The following is a 14,904-nucleotide window of genomic DNA, read 5'->3' as shown; positions in this document are numbered from 1 at the left end:
CAGGGTTCACCGGCACCCGTCGGATCGCGACGGGCCCGGCCGGGCCGTCGAGCGGGCTACCCTGGGCCGGGTGAGAGCCCGTCCCCCGTACCCTCGCGTCCGTCGCCTCCGGGCGGCCCTCGCGGCGTCCTGCGCGGCGCTGCTGTTCGCCTCCGGTTGCAGCTTCGGCGAACCGGAACCCGACCCGGCCGGCGAGCCGCCCAACCTGCCGACCCCGTCCGCGCCGGCGAGCGCCGGCGGCGCCGGCCAGCAGGCGGTGGCGACAGTGCTCGCCAAGGGTCTGCGGGTGCCGTGGGGCATCGCCTTCCTGCCGGACGGCGGCGCGCTGGTCACCGAACGCGACAACGGCCGGATCCTTCAGGTCGGCCCCGAGTCCGGGCCGGACGGGCTGCGCGTCCGCCCGGTGCAGACGATCCCCGAGGTGGCTGCGGCCGGCGAGGGCGGTCTCCTCGGCATCGCCGTCTCCCCGGCCTTCGCCCAGGACCGCACGGTCTTCGTCTACTACACCGCCGCCCAGGACAACCGGGTCGCCCGGCTGCAACTCGGCGGTCAGCCCACCCCGATCCTCACCGGCATCCCCAAGGCCAACGTGCACAACGGCGGCGGGTTGGGCTTCGGGCCGGACGGGCAGCTCTACGTCAGCACGGGCGACGCGGGTGAGCGCCCCTCCTCCCAGGACGTGAAGAGCCTCGGCGGCAAGATCCTCCGGATCACTCCGGACGGCAAGCCCTCCGCCGGCAACCCATACCCCAACTCCCCCGTCTGGTCACTGGGCCACCGCAACGTCCAGGGGTTCACCTGGGACGGCGCCAAGCGGATGTACGCCGTCGAGTTCGGCCAGAACACGTGGGACGAGATCAACCAGATCACCAAGGGCGGCAACTACGGCTGGCCGGAGGTCGAGGGGCGCGCCGGCGACAAGCGGTTCACCGACCCGATCACGCAGTGGGCCACCTCGGACGCCTCCTGCTCCGGTCTGGCCGCCACGGACCGGCTGCTGGTCACCGGCTGTCTGCGCGGCAAGCGCCTCTGGGCGATGGAGCTGACCGACACCGGGACGCTGCTCGGCCAGCCCAGTGAGCTGCTCACCAACCGGTACGGTCGACTGCGTGCGGTGGCCGCGGCACCGGACGGGTCGCTCTGGGTGGGCACCTCCAACCACGACGGGCGCGGTGACCCGGCCGGCGACGACGACCGACTCCTGCGGGTTGTCTTCGCGGGCGGCGACGGCGGCCGCAGCTGACGTTCGTCACCATCCGGTCAGGTTTGCCAAGATCTTTCGACGGGCAGGTCAGACTTTCAGCATGGACGGGCAACGCGACGAGCAGCACGACGACGCCGACGACCGGGACGACCCGGCGACCGGCGGCGACCGGCCGCGCCCGGACAGTCGGCGGCTCGGGTCCGCCGAGCTGCTGCGCCGCATCGGGCTGGTCGTCGCCATCCTCGCCGTGGCCCTGGGCGGGGCGGTGCTCGGGGTGCTGGCCGGCGGTCGGGTGGACACCGACATCGGCCCGTTCCGGGCCAACCTCAGCATCTCCCCCGCCCGCGACGGCGGCACCACCGTCGACATCCCACCGCTGGGCGCGCTGCTGCTCGACAGCCACGACGGGCCGACCCACCTCACCGTCCGCCTGGGCGCACTCGACCAGGGCCGCACCGAGGCGCTGATCGACGACCCGGCCAGCATCAGCCGGGCCAGCCAGAGCGCCGTCGAGGACGTCCGCTCCGGGGTGATGCGGCTCGGCCTGCGGACCCTCGGCACGTCGGTGCTGGTCACCCTGATCCTGGCCGGGCTGATCTTCCGCAACGTCCGGCGGACCGCCTGGGCGGGCGGGCTCGCACTGCTGATCACCGCCGGCAGCCTCGGCACGGCGGCGGCCACCCTGCGTCCGCAGGCGATCGAGGAACCACGCTACGAAGGGCTGCTGGTCAACGCACCGGCCATCGTCGGCGACGCGCGCCGGATCGCCAACGACTACACCAAGTACGCCGAGCAGCTGCAACGTCTGGTCGGCAATGTCAGCCAGCTCTACACCACCGTCTCGGCGCTTCCGCTGTTGGAGCCGACCCCGGGCACCACGCGGGTGCTGCACGTCTCCGACATGCACCTGAACCCGACCGGCTGGCAGTTGATCCGCACGGTGGTGGAGCAGTTCGGCATCGACGTGGTGATCGACACCGGCGACATCACCGACTGGGGCAGCGAGCCTGAGGCGTCCTTCGTCGGGTCGATCGGCCTGCTCAAGAAGCCGTACGTCTTCATCCGGGGCAACCACGACTCCGGCAAGACCGCCGCCGCGGTGGCCCGCCAGCCGAACGCGATCGTGTTGAACAACACGACGACTACCGTCGCCGGGCTGACCATCGCCGGCGTCGGTGACCCGCGTTTCACCCCGGACAAGAACACCTCACCCGCCGGCAGCGGCCTGACCCAGCAGGTCGCCGACCAGGTGACCGGGGTCGGCGAGCAGCTCGCGACCACGGTGCGCCGCTCACCCCGGCCGGTGAACATCGCGCTGGTGCACGATCCGGCGTCGGCCGGGCCGCTCTCCGGCACGTGCCCGCTGGTGCTGGCCGGGCACACCCACGCGCGGCAGGTCTCCAAACTGCCGCAGGTGCCCGGGCAGCAGCCCACCACGCTGATGGTCGAAGGCTCGACCGGCGGGGCCGGGCTGCGCGGCCTGGAGGGCGAGAAGCCGACCCCGCTGTCGATGAGCGTGCTCTACTTCGACCAGCTGAAGATGCTCCAGGCGTACGACACCATCACCGTCGGAGGCACCGGGCAGGCCCAGGTCAACCTGGAACGACGGCTGGTGGAGAACCCCACCGTGGCGTCCCCCTCGCCCACCACCAGCCCGACCCGCTGACGCGGCGGGGAAGGGCGACCGACCGCCGCCCTTCAGTTCGACAGAGAGTAAAGAGAGACGAGCCTCCCCCACCCCTGCTTCCCCCCTTTGCTCTGCCGCCCAATCTGCACCAGTCACTGTCGGTCCGCCCCGCACGCCATGACGCCAAAGGAGCAACGGTTGGTTCGCGCTGTTCAGACCGGGTGGCGCATCGGCGGCAGCAGAGCAAAGGGAGGAAAGGGCGTGGCGTGAGCTACAGAGACGATTACAGCGAGTTGCGAACGGGTTCTTTCCTATGCGAATCACTCAGTGTGATACCGCTCTCCGCCGCGGTCAGCGTAGGGCGATGGCGGCCAACGCGGCGTTGACGATGCTGCCGGGCAGCAGGTCGTGCAACTCGTACAGCTCGGCGACGCTGCCGGACTGGCCGAACTCGTCCACCCCGAGCGGCACCGCCGGGGCGCCGACCGCCGAACCGAGCCAGGCCATCGCGTGCGACGCGGCGTCGTGCACGGTCACCACCGGCACCCGATCGACGAACGCGGACCGCAGCGCGCCCGGCACGCTGGGCACGGTGGCCGTCCGCACGCCCTGGCGCAGGGTGCGCTGCCAGGCCCGGTAGAGCCGGTCTAGGCTCGTCACGTCCACCACGTGCGCGGCGACGCCCTCGTCGGCCAGCTCCGCCGCAGCGGCCAACACCTCGGGCAGTACCGCGCCTGAGGCGGCCAGTTGCACCACCGGGGCGTCGACCAGGTGCGGATACGCCTGGTGCGCGTCGACCAGCCGGTACGCCCCGGCGACCACCTGCCGACGCAGGACCGCGTCGCCGAGCCGGGCGCGGGCCGCCTCGAACGGCGCCTGGTCCAGCGGCCGGGTGCTCAACCGGAAGTAGTACGCCCCGTCCTCGGTCGGCGCGGCGGTCGCGGCCGGGGCCGACCCGCCGGCGATCTGCCCGAGCGCGTCGCAGAGCAGCCAGTCGAGGCTGGCCGCGTACGCCGGTTCCAGGAAGGTCACCCCGGGCAGCTCCAGGCCGACCGACGCGGTGATGGTGGACTGGTGGGCGCCGCCCTCCGGGGCCAGGGTGATGCCCGACGGGGTGCCGGCCACCACGAACCGGGAGCCGGAGTACGTGCCGTACAGGAACGCGTCGAGGCCGCGCAGGACGAACGGGTCGTAGACCGTGCCCACCGGCAGCAGCGGTTGACCGGACAGGTCCCAGGAGAGCCCGAGCTGGCCGAGCAGCAGGAACAGGTTCATCTCCGAGATGCCCAGCTCGATGTGCTGCCCGGCGGGGCTCTCCGTCCAGCGCAGCATCCGGTCCTCGGTCCAGGAGCGCTGCTCGGTGGGTGCGAACACCCCGGTCTTGTTGATGAACCCGGCCAGGTTGGTGGAGGTGGCCACGTCCGGGGCGGTGGTGACCAGGTAGCGGCCGACCTCCCGGTTCCGCGCCAGGTCCACCAGCACCCGACCGAAGACCTCCTGGGTGGAGATGGGCTTGGTTGCGCGTACTCCCGTGCTTTCCGGAACGGTGACCCCCAGCGCGCGCTCGCGGGGCGCTCGGGACAGCGCCTCCCGGCGGGCGCCTGCCCGGATGCCGGCCGGTGACGCCGGGTCGAGGCGGTCCCACTCGGTCTCGGAGGTCAGCCCCTGCGCGGCCCGCAGCGTGTCGACCTGCTCCGAGCTGAGCAGCGCGGAATGGTTGCGCGGGTTGCCGGCGATGGGCAGACCCCAACCCTTCACGGTGTACGCGAAGACGACGCTGGGCCGGTCGGTGACCGCGTCGCACTGGGCGTACGCGTCGAGCATCGCGGACAGGTCGTGCCCGCCCAGGTCGGTGACGAGGGGACCGAGGTCCTCGTCGCTGACGTGGGCGATCAGCTCGTCGATGCCGGCCGGCGCGCCGTCCAGGAACTGCTTGCGCAGCGCCGGACCGGTCAGCCCGAACAGCGACTGGTACTGCTCGTTGGGCATCGCGTCGATCCAGTCGCGCAGCGCCTCGCCGCCCGGCCGGGCGTACGCCTCGGCGAGCCGGCGACCGTACTTGACCTCCACGACGTGCCAGCCGGCCGCCTCGAACTGACCCCGCCACTGGTTGATCCGGATGCCGGGGACCACCCGGTCCAGCGACTGCCGGTTGAAGTCGACAAGCCACATCACGTTGCCCAGCCCGGTGGTCGCCGGGTCGGCCACCGCCTCCCAGATGTTGCCCTCGTCCAACTCGGCGTCGCCGATCAGCGCCACGAACCGGGAGTGCGGTCGGGCCCCGAAGTGCGCGTCGACGTAGCGACGGGTGGCGGCGGCGAAGAGCGGCGCGGCCGCGCCCAGACCCACCGAGCCGGTGGAGAAGTCCACCTCGTCGGGGTCCTTGGTCCGCGACGGGTACGACTGGAGGCCGCCCCGGGCCCGCAGCCGGGGCAGGTACGAGCGGTCCAGGTTGCCGAGCAGGTACTGGATGGCGTGGAACACCGGGGACGCGTGCGGCTTCACCGCAACCCGGTCCTCGGCGTCCAGGTGCGCGAACCACAGCGCGGTCATCGCCGTGACCAGGGAGGCGCTGGACGCCTGGTGGCCGCCGACCTTCACACCGTCTCCGGTGGCCCGGTCATGGTTGGCGGCGTCCACGATCCGGGTGGCGAGCCACAGCACCCGCCGCTGGATCTCGTCAAGGACATCGAGGTCGTGCTGGGTCACGGTGGCTCCATCCAGGCGTCGCCGTTGACGCCCTCGCGAGGGGTGTGGATCGCGCCGCCCGGGGCGGCAGAGGGTGACGTGCCGGTCAGCCTTCGACGCCGAGGCGCTCCAGGATCAACGTGCGGACGGCGGCGGCGTCGGCCTGACCCCGAGTGGTCTTCATGACCGCGCCGACCAGCGCGCCGGCCGCGGCGACCTTGCCGCTGCGGATCTTGTCGGCGATGCCGGGGTTCGCGGCGATCGCCTCGTCCACGGCGGCGGTCAGCGCGCCGGTGTCCGACACGACCTCCAGACCCCGGCTGGCCATGATCTCGGCGGGTGAGCCCTCACCGTCGACCACGCCCTCCAGCACCGCGCGGGCCATCTTGTCGTTGAGCTTGCCGGCGTCGACCAGCCCCTGCAACTCGGCGACCTGGGCGGGAGTGGCACCGATCTCGGCCAGCTCCACACCGCTCTCGTTGGCCCGGCGGGACAGCTCGCCCAGCCACCACTTGCGGGCCGCCGCCGGGGTGGTGCCGGCGGCCACTGTGGCCTCGATCAGCTCGACCGCGCCGGCGTTCAGCACCGACTGCATGTCCAGGTCGGAGAGCCCCCACTGCTGCTGGAGCCGACGCCGGTGCACCCGGGGCAGCTCCGGCAGGGCGGCCTTCAGCTCGGCGACCCAGGCCGGGTCCGGGGCGATCGGCACCAGATCCGGCTCCGGGAAGTACCGGTAGTCGGTGGCCGTCTCCTTCGAACGTCCCGGGGTGGTGTCGCCGGTGTCCTCGTGGAAGTGCCGGGTCTCCTGCGTGATCCGGCCGCCCGCGTCGAGCACCGACGCCTGCCGCAGCATCTCCGAGCGGACCGCCCGCTCCACCGACCGCAGAGAGTTGACGTTCTTCGTCTCGGTGCGGGTGCCCCACTCCTGCCCCGGCAGGTTGAGCGAGGTGTTCACGTCACAGCGCAGCGAACCCTCCTCCATCCGCACGTCCGAGACACCGAGGGTGCGGATCACGTCGCGCAGCTCGGTGACGTACGCCTTCGCCACGTCGGGTGCGAGCGCGCCGGTGCCCGGGATGGGCTTGGTGACGATCTCCACCAGCGGGATGCCGGCCCGGTTGTAGTCGACCAGCGACTCCGTCGCGCCGTGGATGCGGCCGGTGGCACCACCGACGTGCAGCGTCTTGCCGGTGTCCTCCTCGAGGTGCACCCGCTCGATCTCGATCCGCACCGTCTCGCCGCCCACCTCGACGTCCAAGTAGCCGTCGACGCAGATCGGCTCGTCGTACTGGCTGATCTGGAAGTTCTTCGGCATGTCCGGGTAGAAGTAGTTCTTCCGGGCGAACCGGCACCACTCGGCAATCGAGCAGTTCAGCGCCAGGCCGATCCGGATGATCGCCTCGATGGCCGCCTTGTTGGCCACCGGCAGGGAGCCGGGCAGGCCCAGGCACACCGGGCAGACCCGGGTGTTCGGCTCGCCACCGAAGTCGGTCGGGCAACCACAGAACATCTTGGTGTTCGTGCCCAGCTCGACGTGGGTCTCCAGGCCGATCACCGGTTCGTAGCGTGCAACGACCTCGTCGTACGCGGGCAGTGTCGTGGTCATGAGACGCTCCAGGCGCGATCCGGGACAGAACCTGTCCAGCCTAATGGGGTTGCCCGATCAATCCTCGGGCGGGTTTCGCCGGGCGCGCGTGTCGTCGCCGACGGTGGGGTACGGAGCGACCATGACGAATACGGGGGAACGACCAGGAGCGCTGACCCGGCAGGTGATCCTCGCAGACGAGCAGGTGCCGCGGGGGCAGCACCGCCGCAGCACGTACGTCGTCGCCGCGGCCGTCGTGGTCGGCGCGGCCGCGATGGGCACCGCCGCGATGGTCGACGGCGGGACCGGGGGCCCCGACCTCTTCGCGGCGTTCGCGCTGATGCTGATCCCGCCGCTGGTCGGCGCGGTCGTCGCCCTCGTCTTCGGCCGGCGGCTGATCAGGCGCATGCCCCGGACGGCCGGCACCGACCCGACGACCAGGCGGCGGATCGTGCAGGCGTTACGCGACGGGTCCACCGACGACCCTCGTCTGGACGCGCTGGCTCGCAAGGAGGCCCGGTCCCGCGTCAGTCAACGATGGCTGCTGGTGCTGTTCACGGTGGGCTTCCTCAGTCAACTGCCGCCCCTGGTTGACCCGGTCCGCCCGCTCGGCCGCGTGCTGGCCGCACTGCTGCTCCTGCTCTGGGGAGGTGCCGCCTGGTATCGCTGGCGTGGCCTGCGGGAGGCCCGCCGCTACCTCGCCGGGCCGACGACCAACACGGCCGAGGCGGGTCACGGACCGGCGTGAAACCGCCTGTCCCCGACCCGCCTCGACCGCTTGCGGGGCTTACAACGCCGGTGGCGTGAACGTGCCGATTGCGGACTCCAACGCGGCGGCGACCCGGTACATCCGGTCGTCGGCCATCGTCGGGGCCATCACCTGCAGGCCGACGGGCAGCCCTTCGGAGATGCCGCAGGGCACCGAGATGCCCGGCCCGCCGTACAGGTTCGTCGGGATCGTGTACAGGTCGGCCAGGTACATCTGGTACGGGTCGGCGGTCCGTGCGCCCATCGGGAACGCCACCGACGGGGTCGTCGGCGAGATCAGCGCATCGACCCGCTCGAACGCGGCGGTGAAGTCCCGGGTGATGAGCGTCCGGACCTTCTGCGCCTGCCCGTAGTACGCGTCGTAGTAACCCGACGACAGCGCGTACGTGCCGATCATGATGCGGCGCTTGACCTCCGGGCCGAAGCCGGCCTCGCGGGTCAGCGACATGACCTCCTCCAGCGACCGGTTGCCGTCGTCGCCGACCCGCAGGCCGAACCGGACGCCGTCGAACCGGGCCAGGTTGGAGGAGCACTCGCTCGGGGCGATCAGGTAGTACGCCGGCAGCGCGTACGCGAACGTCGGGCAGGACACCTCGACGATCTCCGCGCCCAGCTTCGCGAGAGCGTCGACCGACTCGCGGAACGCGGCCATCACACCCGGCTCGGCGCCCTCGCCGACGAACTCGCTGACGATGCCGAGCCGCACACCGGTCAGGTCGCCGGTCGCGCCGAGCTTCGCCGCCGCCACCACGTCCGGCACCGGCTGCGGGATCGAGGTGGAGTCACGCGGGTCGTGCCCGCCGATCACCTGGTGCAGCAGGGCCGCGTCGAGCACGTTACGGGCACACGGGCCCGGAGTGTCCAGCGACGAGGAGAAGGCCACCAGCCCGTACCGGGAGGTGCCGCCGTAGGTGGGCTTCGCACCGACGGTGCCGGTGACCGCGCCGGGCTGGCGGATCGAGCCGCCGGTGTCCGAGCCGATCGCCAGCGGCGCCTCGTACGCGGCCAGCGCGGCAGCGCTGCCACCGCCCGAGCCACCCGGGATCCGGCTCAGGTCCCACGGGTTGTGCGTCGGGCCGTACGCCGAGTATTCGGTGGAGGAGCCCATCGCGAACTCGTCCATGTTGGTCTTGCCGAGCATCACCGTGCCGGCCTCGCGCAGCCGCTGCACGATCGTCGCGTCGTACGGCGGGCGCCAGCCCTCCAGGATCTTCGAGCCCACGGTGGTCGGCACGCCCCGCGTGGCGAGCACGTCCTTGACCGCGACCGGCACACCCGCGAGGGGGCCCAGCTCCTCGCCGGCGGCCCGGCGCTCGTCCACCGAGCGGGCCGCGGCGAGCGCGCCGTCGGTGTCGACGTGCAGGAAGGCGTGCACCCGGTCGTCGACCGCCGCGATCCGGTCGAGGTGCGCCCGGGTCACCTCGACGGCGGAGGTCTCGCCCCCGGCGACCAGGGACGCGATCTCCGTCGCGGTCATTCTGGTGAGATCGCTCATGCCGTCACTCCGCTTCGCTCCATGACGCCATGAGGCACCACCGCGCTGCAACCATGATTCACTCGCTGGCGCTCGCTCATGACGCCACATCCTCGGTCAGGATCCGCGGTACGCGGAACCGCTGGTCCTCGGCGTCGGGTGCGCCCGACAGCGCCTCCTGCGGGGTCAGGCACGGCGTGACGACATCCTCGCGGAAGATGTTGGTCAGCGGCACCGAGTGCGAGGTCGGCGGAATGTCCGCGGCGGCGACCTCGCCGACCTGAGCGACCGCCTGGAGGATCACGTCGAGCTGGCCGGCGAACATGTCCAGCTCCTCCTCGGTGACGGCGAGCCGCGACAGGCGCGCCAGGTGCGCGACCTCCTCGCGGGAGATGGCGGCCATCCGTGCCCCCTTCTGATGTCCTGCTGGTCGGGCGGTGTGCCGGCCGCGCGACGGGTGGAGCGTGACGCGCGGTGACCGGAGCGAGTCTATTGTTCCGCTCCGGTGCCGCGTCCCCGACTCCCCCTCCGGCAGCCGGAATGCCATGCCGGCGGAGGGGTCAGCGGGTGGGGCGGCGGCCGATGTCCGACTGCGGGGGCCCGCTCGGGCGCACCGGCCGGTACCGGGCCAGCCAGGTGACCAGCTCCTCGGCTGGCATGGGCCGAGCGTAGAACCAGCCCTGGGCGGCGTCGCAGCCGGCGGCGTGCAGCATCCGCCAGGTCCGCTCGTCCTCGACGCCCTCGGCGACCACCCGCAGGCCCAGCGCGCCCGCCAACTCGATCATCGATCGGACGATCGCCGCGTCGTCGGCGTCCTCGGCCATGCCGAGCACGAACGACCGGTCCACCTTCACCTCGGACAACGGCAACCGGCGCAGGTGTTGCAGCGAGGAGTAGCCGGTGCCGAAGTCGTCCAACGAGATGGCCACCCCGATCCGGTGCAGTTGGGAGATGGTGGCCAGCACCCGGCGCGGGTCGGCCATCAACGCACCTTCGGTGATTTCCACCTGCAGCCGGTCGGCAGGCACCCCGTAGCGGGCCAGCCGGTCGGCGATCTGGTCGGCGACGTCGCCGGTGTGCAGGTCGCGCACGCTCACGTTCAGCGCCGCGCGCAGGCCGATGCCGGCCGCCGACCACTTGGCGAGTTGCTCCACCACGTCGTCGACCACCCGCCGGGTGAGCAGTCGCATCACCGCGCTCTGCTCGGCGACACGGATGAGTTCCTCCGGGTCGACCATGCCCCGCCGGGGATGCCGCCACCGCAGCAGGGCCTCGACACCGACCACCTCGCCGGTCGCGATGGCGATCTGCGGCTGGTAGTACATGGTGATTTCCCCGGCGTCCTCTGCCGTCTCGCCGTCCGCGTGCGCCCACCCCGTCGATTCGACCGGGTGGCCCGGGCCGCCTGTCCCGATGTCGCTCCGCCGCCCGAGGCCGCCGTTGCCCCTCGCGGGGACCGTGCTCCCGTTCGGTGACCGGCGGCCGTTGCCGGCCCCCGCGCGTCGCTCCCGGGTCAGGCCCGAGCGGGTGCCGGTGACCGTGGAACGGGAGCCACGGCCCCGGATCGGGTCGGCGCCGGTCGCGATCCGGTTGATCAACTCGTCGGCGTGCACCAGCTCGGCGTCGTTGCGCCGACGGCGCCCCCACCACCGGTTGGTGGTCGGCGGTGCCGCGGCGACCGCCGGTGCCGGGTCCGCGTGGGGTGCGGCCTCGGCCGGGGACCCGACGGGCAGCGCCGCGCCGTCACCGCCGCGCACCTCCGCCGTCGCCGCAAGGGGTACGTCGACAGCCCCGTCCGCCTGGTCCGCCGGGTCGGTGCCGAACAGGTCACTCGACGGGCTGGATTCCAACACCCGGCGCAGGTCGGCGAGGAGGCCGAGGCGCTCGGCGGAATTGTGGTCGGACTCGGGGGCGTAGACGGCCACCGTGTCGTTGCGGTGCTTGGCGTCGTACATCGCCACGTCGGCGTGGCGCATCAGGGTGGCGAAGTCCTCGCCATGCTCGGGGAAGAGGGCGATCCCGATCGAGCCGCCCACGTCCAACGGCAGTCCGTCGAGTGGCACCGGCTCGGCCAGCGCCTGGACCACCTGGTCAGCCAACTCCCTGGCCTGACCGACGTCGGTCAGGCCGGTCATCACGATGGCGAACTCGTCGCCGCCGAGCCGGGCGATCATCTGTGGTCGGGGCTGCACGTCGGTGAGCCGGGCGCTGACCTCGACCAGCAGCCGGTCGCCCACGGCGTGCCCGAGCGCGTCGTTGACGTTCTTGAAACGGTCCAGGTCGATCAGCAGCAGCGCCAACTGCCCGTCGGGTTCGCCGCGGGCCGTCCGCTCGGCGTGCAGGTGCACCTGCTCCGCCACCTCGGCCAGCAGCGCCTTGCGGTTGGGCAGACCGGTCAACGGGTCGGCGGCGGCGAGGTGCTGCTGCTCGACGGTCAGCCGGGCCATCCGGTAGACCGCGAAGAGCGGCACCAGCACCAGCGGGATCAGCGCCGCGCTGACCCGCGCGGCGGCAACCAGCACCGGGGCGAGCAGCAGCAGTGAACCGGTGGAGAGCAACTCGAAGCCGAGGCCCCGGCGCAGCGTGGGCCACCACCGGTCGCCGAAACGCAGCCGCACCGCCCAGCTGACCAGCCCGTAGTTGACGACGAACCACGCCAACGTGGCACCGCCGACGGCGACCACGTCGGTCCAGTGCAACCGCCCGCCGGAGAAGATGGTGCCCGAGCCGAGCTGGATCACCCCGTACGCGGCGGCGAGGGCGCACACGTACTGGCCGACGTTGAACGCCGTCCGCCAGGCTGCGTGCCGCATCCGCCAGCCCGAGACGATCACCCCCATCGCCTGCACCACCACCGCGGGGCCGAGGCCCCACCCGAGCAGGATCGCGAAGGTGAAGCAGGTGGACGGGAACACCGCGGAGGTCTGCCGGCGCCCCGGCGGGACGAACGGCCGGGCGTCGCAGACCACGGCGAGAGCGGCCATCGTCCAGAACGCCACCGGCAGCCGGGACACCTCGTCCGGGAGGGACGCGAGGGGCACGGCGGCGGTCAGCGCCGCGACCACCAGGATGCCGACGACGAAGATGGCGAACGGTGTGGCCCGTCCCGGCGGGAGTGAGTTGCGTGGATCCGCGACCTCCACCACACCTCCCGACCGACAGTCGGCGTGCCGGTGCGGTACGCCGTGACCCAATGAAACGCCCTCGGCCCCCAGTTTCCCGGTATGACAGTCACGAATCGGTCGTAGTCGTAATTAAGTTGGTATACGCGGTCAGTCGCCGCCGCAGGCCGCGACCGGGATCACCCGCCCGGCTGGGCGACCTCCCGCGCGGCGTCCGGGCCCGCGTCCAGCAGCAACCGGAACCCGTCCTCGTCCAGCACCGGCACCTTGAGGCTGGCCGCCTTGTCAGCCTTGGACCCGGGGTTGTCCCCGACGACCACGAAGCTCGTCTTCTTGGAGACCGACCCGCTGAGCTTGCCGCCCCGGCTCTGCACGGCCTCGGCAGCCTGGTCCCGTGAGTAGCCGGCAAGCGTGCCGGTCACCACCACTGTCAGGCCCTCCAACGGGCGCGGCCCCTCGTCGACAGCCTCCTCGGCCATCCGTACGCCCGCCTCGGCCCACTTGCGGACGACCTCGCGGTGCCAGTCCACCGCGAACCACTCCCTGATGCTGGCCGCGATGGTCGGCCCGACCCCGTCGACAGAGGACAGCTCCTCCTCGCTGGCCTCGTCGATGGCCTCCATCGAGCGGAAGTGCCGGGCGAGCGCCTGCGCGGCGGTGGGGCCGACATGGCGGATGGAGAGCGCCACCAGCACCCGCCACAGGTCACGCTCGCGGGCGACGGCCAGGTTGTCCAGCAGCTTGGCGGCGTTGCTGCCCAGACTGCCGTCCTTGTTGACGAAGAACGGGGACCGGGACAACTGCTCGGCGTCGAGCTGGAACAGATCACCCTCGTCGGCGATGACCTGCGCGTCCAGCAGGGCCGCAGCTCCCTTGTAGCCGAGCGCCTCGATGTCGAAGGCCCCGCGACCGGCGAGGTGGAACACCCGCTCGCGCAGCTGGGCCGGGCAGCTACGGGTGTTGGGGCAACGGATGTCGACGTCGCCCTCCTTGGAGGGCGCGAGCGGGGTGCCGCAGGCCGGGCAGGTGGTGGGCATGACGAACGGTCGGGCGTCGGCGGGCCGCAGGTCGACCACCGGGCCGAGGACCTCGGGGATGACGTCGCCGGCCTTGCGCAGCACCACCGTGTCGCCGATCAACACCCCCTTGCGCTCCACCTCACGGGCGTTGTGCAGGGTGGCGAGCGCGACGGTCGAGCCGGCCACCCGCACCGGCTCGAGGACGGCGAACGGGGTGACCCGCCCGGTGCGCCCCACGTTGACGTCGATGTCGAGCAGCTTGGTGGTGACCTCCTCCGGCGGGTATTTGAAGGCGATCGCCCACCGCGGCGCGCGGCTGGTCGAGCCGAGCCGGCCCTGGATGGACACCGGGTCGACCTTGACCACCACGCCGTCGATCTCGTGCTCGACGTCGTGCCGGTGCTCGGCGTAGTACGCGATGTATTCGGCCACGCCGCTCAGATCCGAGACGACCCGCCACCGGTCGCTGGTCGGCAACCCCCACGACCTGAGCGCCGCGTACGACTCGGACTGGGCCGTGGGCTGGAACCCACGGCGGGCCCCGATGCCGTGCACCACCAGTCGCAGCGGCCGGGAGGCCGTGACCCGCGGGTCCTTCTGCCGCAGGCTGCCCGCCGCCGCGTTGCGCGGGTTGGCGAACGGCGCCTTGCCCTGCTCCACCAGGCCCGCGTTGAGGTCGGCGAACGCGGCGACCGGGAAGTAGATCTCCCCCCGAACCTCCACCAGCTCGGGCACGTCCGGGAAGTCGTCGGACGGGGTGAGCTGGCCGGGCACGTCCCGGATGCTGCGGACGTTGGCGGTGACATCCTCACCGGTGCGGCCGTCACCCCGGGTGGCCGCGCGGACCAGCCGGCCGTTCTCGTAGGTCAGGTTGATCGCCAGCCCGTCGACCTTCAGCTCGCACAGGTAGGGCACCGTGCCGCCAGCGTCCCGCTCGACCCGCTCGGCCCACGCCGCCAACTCCTCGTCGGCGAAGGCGTTGTCGAGGGAGAGCATCCGCTCGGCGTGGGTGACCGGGGTGAAGTCGGTGGAGAACGTGCCGCCCACCCGCTGGGTCGGCGAGTCCGGAGTCCGCAGTGCCGGGAACTCCGCCTCAAGTGCCTCCAGCTCGCGCAACTGCTTGTCGAACTCGGCGTCGGTGATGATCGGCGCGTCCAGCACGTAGTAACGGTATTGATGCTCGGTCAGCTCCTGGCTGAACGTGGCGTGCCGCTCTCGGGCCTGCGGCGTGGGCTCGGCCCCGGCCGCCGCCTCCTGAGCCGGGCTGACCTGCTGACCGATCTGATCCTCGGACACACCGCCACCTTCGGACACGCCTGCGACCTCCCTGATCACGCTACTCCGGCACCGTATCGGGCCGGTGGGACAATCCGTCGCCCACCCGCGCCGGGTTGGCGGGCGGCACGGGCGGCGGCGT

General features: G+C 72.1%; 9 protein-coding genes. 3 read left to right on the top strand and 6 right to left on the bottom strand.

The features are described from left to right. The first annotated feature begins 70 nt into the window (after positions 1 to 70). Together KBX46_RS09255 and KBX46_RS09250 are read left to right on the top strand one after the other, a co-directional pair. The gene (locus KBX46_RS09255; protein WP_210792118.1) at positions 71 to 1,243 is read left to right on the top strand and encodes a sorbosone dehydrogenase family protein; all 1,173 of its coding nucleotides are present in this window, start codon (positions 71 to 73) and stop codon (positions 1,241 to 1,243) included. 61 nt (positions 1,244 to 1,304) lie between these two features. Further along, a complete protein-coding gene (locus KBX46_RS09250; protein WP_210792117.1) occupies positions 1,305 to 2,870 on the top strand; it encodes a metallophosphoesterase in 1,566 nt (521 codons plus the stop codon). 312 nt (positions 2,871 to 3,182) lie between these two features. Here the strand turns inward: KBX46_RS09250 and KBX46_RS09245 are convergent, their stop codons facing one another. After that, entirely contained in the window at positions 3,183 to 5,540 is a 2,358-nt protein-coding gene (locus tag KBX46_RS09245; protein ID WP_210792116.1) for a pyruvate dehydrogenase, read from the bottom strand. A gap of 85 nt (positions 5,541 to 5,625) precedes the next feature. Further along, on the bottom strand, positions 5,626 to 7,125 hold the full coding sequence (gatB, locus tag KBX46_RS09240) for an Asp-tRNA(Asn)/Glu-tRNA(Gln) amidotransferase subunit GatB (protein WP_099851064.1): 1,500 nt from the start codon (positions 7,123 to 7,125) through the stop codon (positions 5,626 to 5,628). Between the two features lie 121 nt (positions 7,126 to 7,246). Between gatB and KBX46_RS09235 the strand changes: the two genes are divergently transcribed. After that, positions 7,247 to 7,852: a hypothetical protein gene (locus KBX46_RS09235; RefSeq protein ID WP_210792115.1), complete on the top strand. Its 606-nt coding sequence runs from the start codon at positions 7,247 to 7,249 to the stop codon at positions 7,850 to 7,852. 39 nt (positions 7,853 to 7,891) lie between these two features. Here the strand turns inward: KBX46_RS09235 and gatA are convergent, their stop codons facing one another. The 4 genes from gatA to ligA form a co-directional block, all read right to left on the bottom strand. Continuing rightward, complete coding sequence (gatA, locus tag KBX46_RS09230; protein WP_088946530.1) at positions 7,892 to 9,367, bottom strand: Asp-tRNA(Asn)/Glu-tRNA(Gln) amidotransferase subunit GatA; 1,476 nt, start codon at positions 9,365 to 9,367, stop codon at positions 7,892 to 7,894. Positions 9,368 to 9,443: 76 nt separating this feature from the next. Beyond that, complete coding sequence (gatC, locus tag KBX46_RS09225; RefSeq protein ID WP_099851058.1) at positions 9,444 to 9,749, bottom strand: Asp-tRNA(Asn)/Glu-tRNA(Gln) amidotransferase subunit GatC; 306 nt, start codon at positions 9,747 to 9,749, stop codon at positions 9,444 to 9,446. Between the two features lie 157 nt (positions 9,750 to 9,906). After that, positions 9,907 to 12,489: a bifunctional diguanylate cyclase/phosphodiesterase gene (locus tag KBX46_RS09220; protein WP_210792114.1), complete on the bottom strand. Its 2,583-nt coding sequence runs from the start codon at positions 12,487 to 12,489 to the stop codon at positions 9,907 to 9,909. A 158-nt stretch (positions 12,490 to 12,647) separates the two neighbouring features. Next, positions 12,648 to 14,783 (bottom strand): NAD-dependent DNA ligase LigA, encoded by a 2,136-nt coding sequence (gene ligA, locus KBX46_RS09215; RefSeq protein ID WP_210792113.1) that lies wholly within the window; start codon positions 14,781 to 14,783, stop codon positions 12,648 to 12,650. Between the last annotated feature and the right edge of the window lie 121 nt (positions 14,784 to 14,904).

The sequence above is a fragment of the Micromonospora sp. C81 genome, from assembly GCF_018070425.1.
Classification (GTDB): domain Bacteria; phylum Actinomycetota; class Actinomycetes; order Mycobacteriales; family Micromonosporaceae; genus Micromonospora; species Micromonospora zamorensis.
This window is presented reverse-complemented; position numbering and strand designations above follow the sequence as displayed.

Excerpts from the sequence above, each read along its gene's own strand:
- KBX46_RS09250 (WP_210792117.1), top strand. The coding sequence starts at position 1,305 with ATGGACGGGCAACGCGACGAGCAGCACGACGACGCCGACGACCGGGAC.
- gatB (WP_099851064.1), bottom strand. The coding sequence starts at position 7,125 with ATGACCACGACACTGCCCGCGTACGACGAGGTCGTTGCACGCTACGAA.
- KBX46_RS09235 (WP_210792115.1), top strand. The coding sequence starts at position 7,247 with ATGACGAATACGGGGGAACGACCAGGAGCGCTGACCCGGCAGGTGATC.
- gatA (WP_088946530.1), bottom strand. The coding sequence starts at position 9,367 with ATGAGCGATCTCACCAGAATGACCGCGACGGAGATCGCGTCCCTGGTC.
- gatC (WP_099851058.1), bottom strand. The coding sequence starts at position 9,749 with ATGGCCGCCATCTCCCGCGAGGAGGTCGCGCACCTGGCGCGCCTGTCG.